General features: G+C 62.1%; 11 protein-coding genes and 1 pseudogene. 4 read left to right on the top strand and 8 right to left on the bottom strand.

The window, feature by feature from the left end; translation table 11 throughout:
• Positions 1-310: 310 nt before the first annotated feature.
• Positions 311-2,209, bottom strand: coding sequence for an ABC transporter ATP-binding protein (locus tag AQ996_RS08775; protein WP_055252512.1), 1,899 nt, complete (start codon positions 2,207-2,209; stop codon positions 311-313).
• Positions 2,202-4,022 (bottom strand): ABC transporter ATP-binding protein, encoded by a 1,821-nt coding sequence (locus AQ996_RS08770; RefSeq protein WP_082435605.1) that lies wholly within the window; start codon positions 4,020-4,022, stop codon positions 2,202-2,204. Before AQ996_RS08770 ends, AQ996_RS08775 begins: the two co-directional genes overlap by 8 nt.
• Positions 4,023-4,284: 262 nt before the next feature.
• Here AQ996_RS08770 and AQ996_RS08765 point away from each other — a divergent pair, with 262 nt between their 5' ends.
• Both AQ996_RS08765 and AQ996_RS08760 read left to right on the top strand, forming a co-directional pair.
• Complete coding sequence (locus tag AQ996_RS08765; protein WP_055252511.1) at positions 4,285-5,631, top strand: MATE family efflux transporter; 1,347 nt, start codon at positions 4,285-4,287, stop codon at positions 5,629-5,631.
• Positions 5,632-5,695: 64 nt separating this feature from the next.
• Positions 5,696-6,535 (top strand): MerR family transcriptional regulator, encoded by an 840-nt coding sequence (locus AQ996_RS08760; protein ID WP_070097163.1) that lies wholly within the window; start codon positions 5,696-5,698, stop codon positions 6,533-6,535.
• Between the two features lie 57 nt (positions 6,536-6,592).
• Here AQ996_RS08760 and ligA read toward each other — a convergent pair whose 3' ends face one another.
• The 5 genes from ligA to AQ996_RS08735 form a co-directional block, all read right to left on the bottom strand.
• Positions 6,593-8,821 (bottom strand): NAD-dependent DNA ligase LigA, encoded by a 2,229-nt coding sequence (gene ligA, locus AQ996_RS08755; protein ID WP_055252509.1) that lies wholly within the window; start codon positions 8,819-8,821, stop codon positions 6,593-6,595.
• Positions 8,822-9,070: 249 nt separating this feature from the next.
• Positions 9,071-10,531, bottom strand: a complete 1,461-nt coding sequence (locus AQ996_RS08750) for a S1C family serine protease (RefSeq protein WP_055252508.1) — start codon at positions 10,529-10,531, stop codon at positions 9,071-9,073.
• 208 nt (positions 10,532-10,739) lie between these two features.
• Entirely contained in the window at positions 10,740-11,402 is a 663-nt protein-coding gene (locus AQ996_RS08745; RefSeq protein WP_055252507.1) for a response regulator transcription factor, read from the bottom strand.
• 50 nt (positions 11,403-11,452) lie between these two features.
• The gene (locus AQ996_RS08740; protein WP_055252506.1) at positions 11,453-12,790 is read right to left on the bottom strand and encodes a glutamine synthetase family protein; all 1,338 of its coding nucleotides are present in this window, start codon (positions 12,788-12,790) and stop codon (positions 11,453-11,455) included.
• A 134-nt stretch (positions 12,791-12,924) separates the two neighbouring features.
• Positions 12,925-13,947, bottom strand: coding sequence for a LacI family DNA-binding transcriptional regulator (locus AQ996_RS08735; RefSeq protein ID WP_055252505.1), 1,023 nt, complete (start codon positions 13,945-13,947; stop codon positions 12,925-12,927).
• 234 nt (positions 13,948-14,181) lie between these two features.
• Between AQ996_RS08735 and AQ996_RS08730 the strand changes: the two genes are divergently transcribed.
• Together AQ996_RS08730 and eda are read left to right on the top strand one after the other, a co-directional pair.
• Positions 14,182-15,216: a sugar kinase gene (locus tag AQ996_RS08730; RefSeq protein WP_055252504.1), complete on the top strand. Its 1,035-nt coding sequence runs from the start codon at positions 14,182-14,184 to the stop codon at positions 15,214-15,216.
• A gap of 253 nt (positions 15,217-15,469) precedes the next feature.
• On the top strand, positions 15,470-16,111 hold the full coding sequence (eda, locus tag AQ996_RS08725) for a bifunctional 4-hydroxy-2-oxoglutarate aldolase/2-dehydro-3-deoxy-phosphogluconate aldolase (protein WP_055252503.1): 642 nt from the start codon (positions 15,470-15,472) through the stop codon (positions 16,109-16,111).
• A gap of 385 nt (positions 16,112-16,496) precedes the next feature.
• Here eda and AQ996_RS08720 read toward each other — a convergent pair.
• Positions 16,497-17,078: pseudogene (locus AQ996_RS08720) on the bottom strand (IS3 family transposase); the annotation flags it as partial.
• Positions 17,079-17,205 lie beyond the last annotated feature (127 nt).

The following is a 17,205-nucleotide window of genomic DNA, read 5'->3' as shown; positions in this document are numbered from 1 at the left end:
CGGCCCTCTCTACTACGGCTCTACTGTATGTCATGCGGACTCCAAACCGGACCTTGACGGTCCAACTTTTTGTCCGCAGTCCCTCGGCAGGTCCATGAGCCCTCCAATGGAGTCGGATAACCAACCTTATTCCCCTGCCCACGGGTCCGCACACCTTCGTGCGCAAGAAAGCGATTCCACCCGGTCGAGTGGCAGAAAAACCATCACAACATTCGATGCTTTTCCCGTTTTTGGCAAAAAGCGTCGAATGTTGTGATGGTTTGAGGCGAGGTGAGGGGCACGGAGGGCCAAAGCATCGTGCTCGAACGGGTTAATCCAGCTCTTTTAAGCCATGCGCGAGCTGCCAGTACTCGCCGTGCTGGGCGAGCAGCTCTTCGTGCGTGCCGCGCTCGATGATGCGGCCGTGTTCGAGGACCATGATGACATCGGCGTCGCGGACGGTGGACAGGCGGTGCGCGATCATAAACGTGGTGCGTCCGCGCATGATGCGGTCCATACCGCGCTCGATGAGCTTTTCGGTACGCGTGTCGATGGAGCTCGTGGCCTCGTCCAGGATGAGCACCGGCGGGTCGGCGACGGCCACGCGCGCGATGGCGAGCAGCTGGCGCTGGCCCTGCGACAGGTTGGCGCCGTCGGCCGTGACCGGCGTATCGTACCCTCTAGGCAGGCGGCGGATAAACGAATCAGCGCAGGCGGCCTCGGCAGCGGCGCGCACCTCCTCGTCGGTCGCATCGAGCTTGCCAAAGCGGATGTTCTGCGCAATGGTGCCGCTTAACAGGTGCGTGTCCTGCAGCACAATGCCGAGCGACCCGCGCAGGCTGGCCTTGGCAATGTGCTTGACGTCGATGCCGTCGTACGTGATCTCGCCGTCATCGACCTCGTAGAAGCGGTTGATGAGGTTGGTGACGGTCGTCTTTCCGGCGCCCGTCGAGCCCACAAACGCGATCTTTTGCCCCGGCTTGGCAAACAGGTTGAGGTCCGTGAGCACACGGGTGCCCGGCACGTAGGAAAAGTCCACGGCATGGAAGCGCACGTCGCCGGCAAGCGGGACCAAGCCGCACGTGAGCTCGGTACCGTCGGCGGCCACCGCGTGGCCCGACTCATCAACAGCAGCCACATCATGCAGGTGCCCGTACGCGCCCACGCCCTGGCCCTCGGGAATCTTCCACGCCCACGCGGCATCGCCCGTCTGCACCAGTTCCACGCGACCCTCGTCAACCTCGGGCTTAAGGTCCATGGCGGCAAACAGGCGCTCGGCGCCGGCCAACGCATTGAGCAAGAAGTTGCCCAGCTGCGTGAACTGGTTGATGGGCATGGCGGCCTGACGCACAAAGACCAGGTAGCTTGCGAGCGCGCCCACGTCGGCGAGTCCCTTGATGCAGAGCATGCCGCCCGCCACCGCAACGATGGCGTAGTTGGCATAGCCGATCACCACGGTCATGGGAACCATGGAGTTCGCATAAGCCTGCGCAGCGCCACCGGTGCGGCGCAGTTCTTGGTTGCGCACGTCAAAACCAGCCACGTTGGCCTGTTCGTGATTAAAGACCTTGATGACCTTTTGGCCCGAGACCATCTCCTCGACGTATCCGTCCAAATCGCCCAGCGACGCCTGTTGGGCGGCAAAAAAGCGCTTGGAACGCATGCCCGAGTAGCGCGCATACAGCACAATGGCCACGTCGCACACGAGTGTGATAATCGTGAGCTGCCAGTTGAGGATGATGAGCATAGCCGTGGTACCGACCATCTGGATGCTCGCCTGAATCACGTTGGCAAAGCTGTTGTTGAGCGCCTCGGAGACGGTGTCGACATCGTTGGTAAAAAAGCTCATGATGTCGCCCGAGCGCGTGCTGTCAAAATAACTGAGCGGCAGCGTCTGGATGTGCGCGAACAGGTCGCGGCGAATATCGGACACCACGCGTTGGGCCGCGCGCACCATAATCTGTGAGTAGCCCAGGGCCGAGAGCACGCCCGCGGCGTAGATGATCGCCGTCAGGATGACCTGCTCGGCGAGCAGTTCCTCCCCGCCCGTGGCCAAACCGTTAACGATGGGGCGCACCATGTAGGTGCCGGCGAGGCTCGCGATGGCGGCGACGGAGGCGAGCACGCCCACCGCGAGCAACGAGAACTTGGCATGCCCCATGTAGGAGAGCAGGCGGCGCACCGTGCGCTTGAGGTCGGCCGGGCGTGCTTGGGCTGCGGTCTTAGGCATGGCGCTCACCCCCTTCCGTGGCTTGAATTGATTCGTTGGGGCCGGCGGAAGACGGATCATTTACGCCATCCGCGGCATCCGCATCCCCCGCAAGCTCCATCTGCGAGGCGTAAATCTCCTGGTAGATGCTATCGCCCTCCAGCAGCTCCTCATGCGTGCCCACGCCGTGGACACGGCCGTCGTCCAACACAATAATGCGGGCGGCATCCATGACGCTCGCAATGCGCTGCGCAATGACAATCACCGTCGTGTTGGGAATCTGAGCGATATGCTCGCGGATCTTGGCGTCGGTCGCCATATCGACCGCGCTGGTCGAATCGTCAAAGATGAGCACACGCGGATGCTTGAGCAATGTACGCGCGATGCACAGGCGCTGTTTTTGTCCGCCCGAGACGCCGGCGCCGCCTTGGCCCAACTCGCCGTCCAGCCCGCCGATGCGATCGAGGAACTCGTCCACGCATGCCGCCCGGCAGGCACGCAGCAGCTCCTCGTCGGTGGCATCGGGCGCGCCCCACTGCAGGTTCTCGCGCACGGTACCCGTAAACAGCACGTTCTTTTGTAGCACGATGCCCACGGCGTCGCGCAAGGCGGCCAAGTCGTAATCGCGCACATCGTGTCCGCCCACGAGCACGGCGCCTTCGGTGGCGTCGTACAGGCGCGCGATCAGCTGCACAAGCGAGCTCTTGCCCGAGCCCGTGCCGCCGAGGATGCCCACCGTCGAGCCGCTCTCGATGCGAAGGTCGATATGCTCGAGCACATCCTCGGCTGCATCCGCGCGGTACTTAAAGGAAACGTCGCGAAACTCGATACTGCCGTCCGCTGGCGCCGCAGTCGCGAGGTCTCCCGCAGGGTTGGCGATAAAGGGCTCTTCATCGAGCACCTCTGCGATACGGCCTACACTCGTGAGAGCGCGCGTGAGCAGCAAAAACACGTTGGAAATCATCATGAGCGAGTTCATGATCAGCAGCACGTAGCTCATAAAGCCCGTGAGCGAGCCCACGCCCAAGCGACCTTCGATGATCATGCGGCCGCCAATCCACAAGATCGAGAGCGCAGCCACGTACATCGAGAGTTGGAACACCGGCAGGTTGAGCACGGCGGTGCCGAAGGTCTTGGTCGCCGTGCCGGCGAGCTCGGTATTGACGGTGTCGAACTTGTCACACTCGTGCTCGGCGCGCACGTAAGCCTTCACGGCGCGCACGGCGGTAAGGTCCTCTTGCACCACGCCGTTGAGGTGGTCCATCGAGGTCTGGAGTTGGCGGTAGAGCGGGCTCACGCGCACGGTAATGATACCGAGCACGATGGCGAGCATCGGCAGAATGACGGCAAAGACCGCCGCGAGCTCGCGCGAGAGCGCAAAAGCGTAGACGAGGCCCATGACCAGATTTACCGGCCCGCGCACCATGGGGCGGAAGCCGTTACCTACGGCGTTTTGAATCACGGTGATGTCGGTGGTCATGCGAGTGACCAGCGAGCTGGCGTCGTAGTTGTCCAGATTGCCAAAAGCGAGCGTCTGGATCTTACGATACTCGGCCTCGCGCAGGTTAGCGCCCAGCCCCGAGGCGACGCGAGCAGACGTGCGCGCATAGCCCAAACCAAGTACCAGCGAACATGCGGCGCATACCAACATATACGTGCCCTGCAACAGCATGTAGTTGATGTCGCCAGCAGGCACGCCCACGTCGATGATATTTGCCATGATGACCGGAATAAATAGCTCGAGCGCTGTCTCGGCCGTCACAAAGAACACGCCGAGCATGGCATCGCGACGGTATGCTCCCAGATAGGAAAACAAAATCTTGAGATTGCGCACGCAGGTTCATCCCCCATCAAACGTTGTTCGCAAACCCACGTATTATGGCGCGCCGTGCGGCGGTGTCAAGTGATGCGAAATCGATTTCTGCAAGGCTAGTACAGGCGCCATGCTCACAGGGTGCACGTCCGTATTCAATTGGAAATAAACGCGAACGTGACTTTTTTCGCCCCGCTGTCAACATAAACCTTGACTCTACAATCGTTGTAGGGTTTTCACTACACTGGTACGTAAACGATCTAAGCTAGAAAGTGCCCCGCCCATGGAACACGACCTCACACGCGGCAATGTCCTTAAGACCATCGCGGTCTTTGCCCTGCCTTATATGCTCTCGTACTTTTTGCAGATGCTCTACGGCATGGCCGACCTGTACATGATGGGGCAGTTTAGCGGCGCCGCCGGCATCACCGCCGTGGGCAATGGCGCGCAGACGCTCTATATCATTACCGTGACACTCGTGGGTCTGGCCATGGGAACGACGGTCATCGTCGGCCACGCCGTGGGCTCGCGCCGGTTTGACCGCGCCGAGACCGCCATCGGCAACACCATCACGCTCTTTATGGGTGTCTCGGTGGTGCTGGCCGCTGTCCTGCTTGCACTGTGTCCGCAGATTGTGGCACTCATTGGCACGCCGGCCGAGGCGGTCGAAGGCACTGCCGCCTACCTGCGTATCTGCTTTATCGGCATTCCCTTTATCGCCGCGTACAACATTCTTTCGGCCATCTTTCGCGGGCTGGGCGATTCGCGCTCGCCCATGTACGTGATCGGCGTGGCGTGCATCATCAACATCGCGCTCGATTTTCTGTTTATCGGTCACATGGGGCTCGGCCCCGTGGGCGCAGCGCTCGGCACGGTGACCGCGCAGACGGCCAGCGTTGCCCTCGCGCTCGTGTGGCTCAAGAGCCGTCGCACAAACATCCACGTTAAGCGCAGCGACCTGCGCCCCCAGCCCGAGGTGCTCGGCAGCATTCTTAAAATCGGCGTGCCCGTGGCTGTGCAGGACGGCTGCATCCAGGTGGCGTTTATGTTTATCACCGTCATCGCCAACCACCGTGGGCTCGTCGACGCCGCCGCCGTAGGCCTGGTCGAAAAGATGATCAGCTTTTTATTCATTGTGCCGAGTTCCATGGGCGCTACCGTCAGCGCGCTCACGGCGCAAAACGCCGGCGCGGGCAAGGGCGACCGCGCGCGTCAGGTACTCAAGGACGCCATGACCATCTCGGTGGTGTACGGCTGCCTGATCACGGTGCTGATGTGGCTGGTGGCGCCGGCGTTTATCGGCTTTTTTGCCAAGGACGCTGCAGTAGTCGCCGCCGGTACCGGCTATATGCGCAGCTATATTTTCGACGCAATCTTTGCCGGCATCCACATTTGCTTTAGTGGCTTTTTCGCCGCGTATGGCAAGAGCTACATCGGCTTTGCGCACAACGTGCTGGCCGTTGTGCTCATTCGCGTGCCCGGTGCATGGCTGCTGTCGAACGCCTATTCCGACACGCTGTTTCCCATGGGTATCGCCTCGCCGTGCGGGTCGATTCTGTCGGCGGGCATCTGCGTGATTGCATTTACCGTGCTCAACCGGCGCGGGGCTTTTGACAAGCTGGTGGCGTAGCGGGGCGACGCGGGCCTAGCGCCTCTCCCCTGTTTTTACCGAAAGGAGTGGTCCTGTGACCGACATGCCAAGTGAACACACCGAGGGCCTGCTCCGCATTGGCGAGGTGGCGCGCCTGCTCAATTTAAGCGTGGGCACACTGCGTCATTACGAGCAGATGGGGCTGTTGGAGCCGGCATATGTCGATCCGGCAAGTGGGTACCGCTACTACGGATCGCGGCAGCTCTCCACCCTCAACACCATCGGCAACCTGCGCGTTCTCGACTTGCCGCTGGCGCAGATTCGCGAGTTTGTCACTACGCGCGATATGGATTTGATACAACGGCAACTGACCAAGCAACAGGAGTTAATTGAGCACAGGCGGCGTGAGTTGGAGCGCATGTCGCGCAAGATTGACCAGCGGCTTGCCTTGCTTCATGGCGCTTTGAATGCTGATCTCGACACCATTAGCGAAATCGAGGAACCCGAACTTCGCTGCGCCACGCTGCACGAGCGCGTCAATCCCACCGACGCCTATTCGCTGGGATGGCATATCCGCCAGCTTCAGCAGGGGCAGCACGAAACCTTTGCCTATCTGGGCAATCTGGGTGTGGGCATCGCGCCCGAACGCCTCGCCGCCGGCGACTTTGATGGCTACGACGAGGTCTTCCTGCTGCTCGATGACACCGATGATTACTTGGGCGACGTTGAGACGCGACCTGCCGCGCGCTGCCTGACCATAAGCTTCCGCGGCACGCACGGGCAAGCAGCCCCGCGCTATAAGCAGCTGCTCGGCTATATGCGCGAGCACAACCTGGCGCCCACCGGGCCTTCGCGCGAGATCGCCCTTATCGATGACATCATCAGCGACGACCCGGCAACCTACGTAACGCAGATCACGGTGCCGGTTGCCCCAGCAAAGTAAGAACCGCCCGGAAGGCATCGTGCTTCCGGGCGGATCTTCACTTTGGTTATCGATGCGCTAAGCCCGGGGCACCTCGCCAGTAGCCAAGATCCGCTCGAGCGCATCCTCGTCCAGTACGGGCACACCCAACTGCTCGGCCCTGGTGAGCTTGGAACCCGCCTTGGGGCCGGCGACCAGATAGCTCGTCTTCTTTGACACGCTACCCGAAACCTTGGCGCCGAGCACCTTGAGCGCCGCGCCCGCCTCGTCGCGAGTGCGGTTGACGAGCGTGCCGGTGAGCACGAAGGTCAGACCCGCAAGCGGCTGTGCGTCGGCGAGCTCGCCCGCCACGCCAGCGTCGGCCGCGGCTTGCGCGTGCGCGGCGCCCAAGTCGACCTCGAGCGACAGACCAGCCTGGCGCAAGCGCTCCAGCACGGCGAGGTTTTCGGGCACGGCCAGGAACTGTTTGACGCTCGCCGCAATCTTGGGACCGATGCCCTCGCACTCGGCAATATCCTCTTCGCTCGCCAAGATGAGCTTGTCGATCGACAGAAACCGCTCGGCGATGACCTCGCCCACGCTCTTGCCCACATGACGGATGCCCAGGGCAAACAGCACACGCCCGAGTGGCTGGCTCTTGGACTTGTTGAGCTCGGCGATGATTTTCTCGGCCGTCTTAAGGCCTACCGGAATGGGATCGCCCTTCTTAACGCCCTTTTTGCTGTTGGAGCTGGCGTACACGCGCCCCGTGTCCAGGCCGGCGATGTCGTCGACCGTGAGCTGGTAGAAGTCCGCGACATCGTGGATCAGGCCAGCGGCGATCATCTTGTCGACGATCTCGTCGCCCAGGCCGTCGACGTCCATGCAGCCGCGGCTCACCCAGTGGAGCAGGCGCTCCTTGAGCTGTGCGGGGCAGTCGATGGACACGCAGCGGTAGGCCACCTCGCCATCCTCGTGAACCACGGGGCTGCCGCACACGGGGCAGACCTCGGGCATGTGCCAGTCGACCGAATCGGCCGGGCGCTTGTCGAGCACCGGGCCCACGACCTCGGGGATTACGTCGCCCGCCTTGTGCACGATGATAGTGTCGCCCTCGCGCACGTTCTTGCGGCGGATCTCGTCGATGTTGTGCAGCGTGGCGCGCGCGATGGTGGAGCCGGCGACCGTCACCGGGTCGAACTCGGCGACCGGCGTGAGCACGCCGGTGCGACCCACCTGGATGCGAATCTCGCGCAGGACGGTCTGCTTTTCCTCGGGCGGGAACTTAAAGGCGATGGCCCAACGCGGCGCGCGGGCGGTAAAGCCCAGGTCGAGCTGCTGTTGGAAGCTGTCGACCTTTACGACCACGCCGTCGATGTCGTAGTCCAGGTCGCCGCGATGCTCAAGCGCCTGGGCACAGAACTCGTGAACCTCAGCCGGTGTGGCGCAACGGGCAACGTTGGGGTTGACGCTAAAGCCGGCGCTACGCAGCCAGTCCAGGAACTCGCGCTGGCTGTGGACGTGCAGCGGATCGGTATCGGCAATGGCGTAGATAAAGGTAGCCAGGTCGCGGCGCGCCGTGACCTTGGGGTCCTTTTGGCGCAGGCTGCCGGCGGCGGCGTTGCGCGGGTTGGCAAAGGGGTCGCGGCCCTCGGCATCGGCCTCGTCGTTCAGACGCACAAAGCTGCCCTTGGGCATGTACACCTCGCCGCGTACCTCAATGGTACGCTCGCGGTCGGCGCCCATGTGGGCGAGCGCCGGCTCGGACAGGTGCATGGGCACATCCTTGATGGTACGGACATTGAGCGACACATCCTCGCCCGTGGTGCCGTCGCCGCGCGTGGCGGCGCGCACAAAGGTGCCGTTTTGATAGGTAAGCGCCACGCCCAGACCGTCGATCTTAAGCTCGCAGGTATAGGTGACGCTGCCGGCACCGAGCGCATCCTCGGCGCGCTGGAGCCACGCGTCAAGTTCGTCCAGATCCATAGCATCGTCCATGGAATACATGCGCGCCATATGTGTGACCGGTGTAAACTGCTCGCTCACGTAGCCGCCCACGCGCTGGGTATAGCTGTCGGGCGTCACCAGGTCGGGGTAGGTCGCCTCGATCTGCTGCAGCTCAACGAGCATTTTGTCAAAGGCGGCGTCCGTGATCTCGGGCGCATCGAGCATGTAGTAGCGATAGGCGTGGTAATCGAGCTCGTGGCGCAGCTCGGCCGCACGCGCTGCCGCCTGGGCACGAGCATCGGCCGGTGCAGCGGTATCCGTGCTCGCGGGCGTTTCGGTATCGATGTCCACGCCGTCACCAAACAGGCTCGATTGCTCCATAGCGGCACTCCTTCGCTCGATTTCAAACGGATACAAGAGTACCACCGGTCACCATGGGGCCGAATAGCGGTCTCAAACCGCACCGAATCGGCAGCCGCCAGACTGGGGTGGATCGCGCGATTAAACCATGCCCTTGCCAGTTCTAAATGATCCGTTTTCCTCCGTCCCCAACGGATCAATAAGAAAAGAGGGGCTGTCCCGCGTTGGCGGAACAGCCCCCTCTGGCCTCGATATGTGCGAAACGGCTCGTTAGTAGCCCTGGCCGTAGCCTTGACCCTGGCCCTGCTGGCCCAACAGCTCCTCCAGGTACTGGCGCAACTGCTCGTCGGTGATGCCGCCGTTGCCGGTGTCGGTCGCGCTGTCGTCCTGCTGCTGGCTCTGCAGCTCCTCGTCAGAGCCCAACTCAACCGTGACCTTCTTCTCTTCCTTGCCGCGCACGAGCGTGATCTCGACCTTCTCGCCCACCTCGTGGCTGCGCAGCGCGATGATCAGGCCATCGGCGCTCGTAATCTCATCGTCGCCCAGCTTAGTAATGACATCGCCCTCTTGGATGCCAGCCTTGGCGGCAGGACCGTCCTCGACGACGCTTGCCACATACGCGCCGCTATCGGTGCTCAGCTTGTTGGTGCGGGCGTTGAGCGCATTGACGCTCGAAAGCGTAGCGCCCATGTATGGATGCACCGGCGTCTTGCCGTCGATAATCTGGTCGGCAATGTTCTTGGCGTAGTTAACCGGAATGGCAAAACCCACGCCAGAGCTGGAGCCCGAGTAGCTCTCGATGAGCGAGTTGATACCCACCAGCTCGCCATTGTCGTTGACGAGCGCGCCGCCGGAATTGCCCGGGTTGATGGCGGCATCGGTCTGGATCATGTTGGCGTAGATGGTGTTACCGCTGGTAGAGCTCATGGCCGTGGAGCGATACAGCGCCGACACAATACCCGTGGAGACAGACTGCTCGTTGCCGAACGGCGAGCCAATCGCCATGACCCACTCGCCCACGTTGAGCTTGGAGGAATCACCAATCTCGATCGGCGTGAGCTTGGAGGCGTCAGCATCCTTGAGCTTGATGACGGCCAGGTCGCTCGAGGCGTCGTTGCCCACGAACTCGGCCTCATAGGTGGTGCCGTCATCCATGGTAACCACGTACTGGTCATAGCCATCGACCACATGGTTGTTGGTGAGGATGTGACCCTCGGTATCGAGCACAACGCCCGAACCGACGCTGCCCGAACCATCCGACTCGTCGGCAGACTGCGAAAGCGAGCCATTTTGGCTGCCGCTCGAAGTGGCGGTAATGGAAACGACAGAGGGCAGGGCCTTGGCAGAGACGGCCTCGGCCAGCGTGGTGTCCTCGGAGTCGATGGTGATCTTTTGCGTCGATGAACCCGAAGCACCCGCCGTCACGGCGTTCCTGCCGCCGCCGATATCGAGCGTGCCGCTCATAATGAGCGCAATGACCAGCAGGGCGCCGCAGGCACAACCGGCGAGTGCCGTAATAAAGATCGGCAGCTTTTTGGTCTTGGTCTTGACCACCGTGTGCTTGTTCACGACCTGTTGGCCGCCCAGCGGCTTGCCGGTCTGCGTGTCGTAGGCCTGAACGTAGGGAATGTTGCTGTCGGCAGGCGTCGACTCCACCTGTACGCGCGGCTGCTGCTGAGTCTCGCCGGCATTACCCGGATCCTGGGGGCGCTGGGAATCGTTCTCGCTCATAGCTGCGATCCTTTCGTCAAATAACCAAAGGCCCGCCAAACACGTGGCGGGCCATCATTGTTCACGTTGAGTTGTACCCCAATATGCGGGTGAACGTGTATGAGAACGCAATCTTTTAGGAAGGCTTAAGTTCTGCTGCAAACTCGAAAGGGATCCACACATGCGGCAAAACCACCACAAAGGTGCCTGTCCCCTTTGTGGTGAAAAGCTAGTCCTTAAACAGATAGCCCACGCCGCGGACGGTGGTGATATGTGCCGCGATCTGCGGGCCCACCTTGGAGCGGATGCGTCGGATGTGCACGTCGACGGTACGCGTACCGCCGCAGTACTCAAAGCCCCACACGCGGTGCAGCAGTACCTCGCGGCTGTAGGCACGGTTGGGATGCGTCGCCAAAAAGCTCAGCAGCGAGTACTCCATCAGCGTCAGGTCGATGGGCTCGTTATCGAGTGTCACCTGGTAGGTGGCCAGGTTAATCTCGAGATTATCGATGTTGAGCACATCGTCGGCGGTGACGGTCTCCTCCTCGCCCATCAGACGCTGCGCGCGAGCCTTGAGCTCGTTGGGCGTTGCCGTGGGACATACAAAGTCGGCATGCGCGTGATTCGGCAGGCGCAAGGTACCGAGCGCCTCGTCATCGACGATCACCAACATGGGGACGCCGCCGCGATCGTCAAGCCACTTGGCAATCTGATCGATGCGGTCGCTGCGGATGCCATCGCAATCGAGGATCAGCAGGTCAAAGTCGTGCGCCGCAGTCGGCGAATCGGGGGTGGCCAGGCTCACCTCGACACCCAGGGTGGTCGTCAAGCTGCGGGCAAACTCGTGGAAGCGCGTCGTGCGCGCCATGAACAGGGCACTCTTTTCGGACATATCGGCCTCCAAAGAAATGAGCTCAATCGTACTGGAACAAGCCAGTGCGATTAGGAGTTCGCCAGGTAGTGCTTGATCTCCCACTCGGTGATCGTGGACTCAAACTTATGCCACTCGTCGCGCTTCTTTTTGAGGAAGAAGCCGTGGATGTGCTCGCCGAGGGCATCCTTCATAAACTGCGAGCCCTCAAAGACGTCGAGCGCCTCTTTGAGCGAGCGCGGCAGCGGCGTGTAGCCGGCCTCGAGCATCTGACGGTCGGTAAGCTTGAGCGTCTCGGCCGTTGCCTCGGGCGGAAGTTCCAGCTTGCGCTCGATGCCGTCCAGACCAGCCGCCAGCGTGACGGCGTTGACCAGGTACGGATTGGCCATGGGATCGGGACTGCGCAGCTCGATGCGCGTGGACAGCTGCTTGCCAGGCTTGTAGACCGGGATGCGGACCATGCTCGCGCGGTTGCGCAGGCCCCACGTGGCGTATTGTGGCACGGAGTCGCCGCCCGTGGTGATGCGCTTGTACGAGTTGACCGTGGGGTTGGTGATGGCGCTAATCTCGCGCGCGTGCGCCAGGATGCCGGCCATGTAGTGCTTGGCGATATCGGAGAGGTGGTACTTCTCGTCATCCTCGCCCCAAAAGACGTTGTTGCCGTCGTGGTCGAACAGCGACTGATGCAAAAACATGGCGCTGCCGTCCTCGCCCGCCAACGGCTTGGGCATAAAGGAGGCATGGCAACCGCTCTCGTAGGCCTGCTGCTTAATGATGAGTTTGGCCGTGGTGATGGCGTCGGACATGCTCAGGGCCTCGGCGTGGCGCAGGCTCATGCCGTGTTGCGAGCGGCCGGCGGCGTGGAAGGTGTACTCCACGGGCACGGACATCTTCTCGAGCGTGAGGACCGTGTTGCGACGCAGGTCGCGGGCGGCGTCGCTCACCGAAAGATCGAAGTAGCCCACGTTGTCGAGCGGCTCGGGGGTGTGCTCGTCGGGGAAGTAGTAGTACTCCAGCTCGGCGCCCACGTTGAGCAGATAGCCGGCCTTCTCGGCCTTGTAGAACATGCGGCGCAACGCATCGCGCGGGTCGCCGGCAAACGGCTTGCGATCGGGAGTGCACACGTCGCAGAACACGCGGGCAACGCCGTTATGGCTCGGGCGCCACGGCAGAATCTGGAAGGTCGAAGCATCGGGGAATGCGAGCATGTCGGCTTCCTCGGGCGTGGCAAAGCCCTCGATAGCGGAGCCGTCAAAGCCAATACCCTCCTCAAAAGCGACCTCGAGGTCCTCGGGGCTAATGGCAAAGTTCTTGAGGCGGCCGAGAATGTCGACAAACCACAGACGCACAAAGCGGATGTCACGCTGCTCTACGGAGCGGAGTACGTAATCGATGTTCTGCTGGTTCATGTCGCTCCCCTTTCTTTCGGGCGGGTTTCGACTGGTCTATATCGCAGATACTATCGCAGAAAAATGTTTCCGCAGGGTTAAAGCGTATCAAGCGCTCAAAAAACGTGTGTGAACAGGCGGTTGCGAACGAGCGGCTAGCGCGAGGTCGAAGCGCGGTGTTCGATGTGGCCGGGGATCTCGATGCGCTTGGGGGCGAGCTTTGCGGCATCGCCCACCGTAGTGGTAACGACGTCGATACGCTCGGACAGACGCTCGACTACGCGCTCGGCAATGGTGAGGGTGTCCTGCGCGGCCGTGGTCACGCCGCCAAAGAGCACGTGGTTCCAGGGGTAATCGTCAAACGTCGAGATCTTAAGACCGGCCGGTAACGAGGGTCCCAACTGTGCCAGTGCCTCGGTCAGGCGTAGGAAGACCAGGCCGTTGACAGCGATAAGGCCGAGTCTTTTGCCCGCATAGCCGCGGATGGTCTCGTCCAAGCGGCCAACGCCAGTGGCACCGCCATCGGCCAAGGTGACAACCTCGCCGGCAAGGCCGCGTCGCGACAGCTCGTCGGTAAAGGCCTCGGCGCGCTCGCGACGCACGGGGCTGTCGTCGCTCGCCTCGGTGAGCAGGCACAGGCGCTCGCTGCCTGCAGCAGCCAAGGCGTCTACCAAGCCAGCGACCAGCTCACGGTTGTTAGATGTCACCAAATCGATGCCGCCGTCGGCAACATCGCGGTCGAGCAGCACAACGGGCAGGCGCCCCGCTGCCGCGGCGATTGCCTCGTCGTTGCCTCCACAGGTGTTGACGACCAGGCCGTCCACGCCGGCATCGATAAGTCTGGTGAGCGACTCTGCTTCCTTAGCGGGATCGTTGCCGCTAATGGCCGTCATAAGCGAGCAGCCGCGCGCGGCGGCGCTAGCGGAAAGGCCCTCGAGCATGGCGCTGGAGAACGGGTTGGCGATGTCGGCCAAGATCACGCCGATGAGGTTGGTGCGTGAGCTGCGCAGATTGCGCGCGGCGGCACGTGGGCGATAGCCGGTGCGCTCGATAACCGCCGCAATGCGAGCACGGGTTTCCTCGGTCATCTGCCCGGGGCGGTTGTTGAGATAGCGCGAGACCGTGGCCGGACTCACGCCCGCCTCGGCGGCAATGTCCTTAATCCTCATCTGCGCCATAGCGCACCCCGTTTCCCAATTGTCAGCAGTCTGAGCCATTTTAGGCATTTTTTAAAAATGCCGGTTGCAAAACGCTGTAGGTGAGTATACTACAACTCGAAACGAAACCGATTTCGTAAACCGATTTCGGCAAGCGTTGGCACGGTGGTGCAAAGATGTACCCTACCGTCTTGGCACCTCCGTGCCAACGCCATATCAAAGGTGTACGCACGAGCAAGAAGGAGCTGCACGACCATGGATAAAACGGTTCTTACCTTCGGCGAGATCATGATGAGGCTCTCGCCCAAAGATCACCTGCGTATTGAGCAGGCAACCGAGTTTGACGTTCGCTATGGCGGCGCCGAGGCCAACACCGCGCTTTCCCTGGCCTACCAGGGCGACAAGACCGCTTACGTCTCCGTTGTCCCGGCCAACCGTCTGGGCGAGTGCGCGCTGCGCTCGCTGAAGGCCTACGGCGTCGATACCACGCGCGTCGTGCGTCAGGGCGACCGTCTTGGCTCCTATGTGTTTGAGGTCGGCGCCTCGCAGCGCGGCAACGGCTGCGTCTACGACCGCAAGTTCTCTGCCATCAACATGGCCAGGCGCGACGTCTTTGACTGGGACGAGATCCTCAAGGGCATCGATGTCTTCTATTTCTCCGGCGTGACCCCCGCCGTCTCCGATGAGATGGCCGCCGCCTGCAAGGAGGCGCTCGCCGTCTGCCGCGCCAAGGGCATCACCACCGTGTGCGACGTGAACTATCGCGGCAAGATGTGGTCGCCCGAGAAGTCGCAGGCCACCATGAAGGAGCTTCTGCCGCTCGTCGACATCTGCATCGCCAACGACGAGGACGCTCCCGCCGGCCTCGGTATGACCTGCGTCTCCGGCTCCCTTGCCCACGGCATCGAGGAACGCGACACCTACGTCGAGATGGCCCGTCAGATCTGTGCTGAGTACGGCTGTAAGAAGGTCGCCTCGGTCATCCGCAACATCTCCTGCGTCGAGCGCTCCATCTGGATGGGCATGCTCTTTGACGCCGAGAGCGGCGAGCACTGGTTCTCCCCTGCTCACGACGTGCACGTGCTCGAGGGCGTTGCCGCCGGCGACGCTTTCAACGCCGGCTTGGTCCACGCCCTCATCAACGACTTTGATCCACAGGACGCCGTCAACTACGCGATTGCGGCCTCGATCCTCAAGCTCACCATCAAGGGCGATTCCAATCTGGTGACCGCCGACGAGATCGCCGCTGTGGCAAACGCCGCCGACGGTGGCACCCGCGTCGCGCGCTAAGCCGTCCCCATTCCGCGGGCCGCAGCTTTCCATACCCATACCTCTGCGGCCCGCTCCCCGATTCCTCCGGTCGGGCAAAACCACCAGTCCCATTCCGGTTTTGTCTGGCATTTCCTACATGACTGGTCGTGCAGCCGATTTTGGAATTGCTTGAACCCCAAGCAGTGCCTCCGATAACCAATCCAGAATCGGCTCCTGACCAGCACATTTGTCAATCACGCGCCCGTGCGCACCACACATCGAAAGGAACATCATGTTCGATCAGTTCTACACCACGCTTGAGTCCCTGGGCATCGTGCCGGTCGTCGTGCTCGACAAGGTCGAGGACGCCGCTCCGCTCGCCCACGCCCTTATGGCAGCTGGCATGAAGTCCGCCGAGGTCACCTTCCGCACCGCCTGCGCCGCCGAGTGCATCGCAGCTATGGCCGAGGCCGAGCCCAAAATGTGCGTCGGCGCCGGCACCGTCCTGACCGTCGAGCAGGTTGAGCAGGCTCGCGCCGCCGGTGCCAAGTTCATCGTCTCCCCGGGTTATAACGAGGACGTCGTGAAGCACTGCATCGACATCGACCTGCCCGTGCTGCCCGGCACCGTGACCCCCTCCGAGGTCACCGCGGCCGAGAACCTGGGTCTCAAGGTCACCAAGTTCTTCCCTGCGGCTCAGTACGGCGGCCTGAACACCATCAAGGCCCTCGCTGCTCCGTTTGTCGGTCACCGCTTTATGCCTACCGGCGGCGTGAGCACCGCCAACGTCGAGGAGTACCTGAGCTCCTCCGCCATCATCGCCTGCGGTGGCACCTGGATGGTCAAGCCCGCCCTGTTCGCCGACGGCGACTTCTCCAAGGTCGAGCAGATCGCCCGCGAGGCCATGGACGTCGTCAAGAAGGTCCGCGGCTAGGTTTAGCTCTCTATCGTGAAAGGGGGCGTGCCCTAGACCTCGCCCCCTTTCTTTTAAAACGGCTCGGAAGCGCGCCGTTTCCGTCACGGACAAGAACCGAAACCGTCTTGTATGCTGATAGAACGTGACGGAAGCGACACGCCCCCGAGCCGCTTTACTTACTCGACTGGCAACCGCGCCCAACTGGACCACTTCGGTAAAAACCGAGCCACCAAAACAGCTGCGGCGCCGTCTGGAGGAATGAACCCTTGCTTCCGGTCTTTTCCTCCAAGCGGCGCCGCAGCTTTTTCGTGCCCCGATTGCACCCCCGCACTTGCGGTGAAATAGGGACTGTTTTTGCTGGCAAAAGGCCTAATGGGGGTGCGGACGATTTCTTGGACCGCGCCTAGGCGTATCCAAGCTTCCTGCGGTACTCCATCGGGCTCAGCCACTCGAGGGACTTCTTGATGCGCCCGTCCCGATAGTACACGAGGTAGGCCTCGAGCCTCCCCATGAACTCCTTGGCCGTCACGCCCTCCCAGTCCCTGTAGCGGAAGAACTCGTTCTTGAGGCGCCCGAAGAAGCCCTCGCAGGCCGAGTTGTCCGGGCTGCAGCCCTTCGCTGACATGCTCCTGACCAGGCCGTTCTCCTCGCAGATCCCGATCCACTCCGGCCAGCGGTAGTGGCCGCCCCGGTCCGAGTGGATCGTCGTGCGCGCGCCCGCCGGCCTCGCCGCGCAGGCCTTGAGCAGGCTCGAGTTCGCGAGGCGCTTGTCGGGGTGCAGCCCGATCGACCAGGCGACGGGCATCCCGTCGAAGCAGTCGATGACCGGGCTCAGGTAGACCTTCTCGCCGCCCGGGAGCCTGAACTCGGTGATGTCGGTGAGCCACAGCCGGTTGGGCTCGTCGGCGTGGAAATTCCTGTTCACGAGGTTCTCCGGCGCCTTGGAGACCTCGCCGGCGTAGGAGCTGTAGCCCCGGGCGCGCCTCTGTTAGCGTCAATCTAATTTTCACCAGTTTCACCAATCAAACGCGCCGTTCGCGCAAAGGCGGCTTCACCGCTTGCGCTAACGTATTTTCACCGATTCCGGTCACGCCTTGACGGGTCCGTCCCTC

Source organism: Collinsella aerofaciens (assembly GCF_001404695.1).
GTDB lineage: Bacteria > Actinomycetota > Coriobacteriia > Coriobacteriales > Coriobacteriaceae > Collinsella > Collinsella aerofaciens_E.
This window is presented reverse-complemented; position numbering and strand designations above follow the sequence as displayed.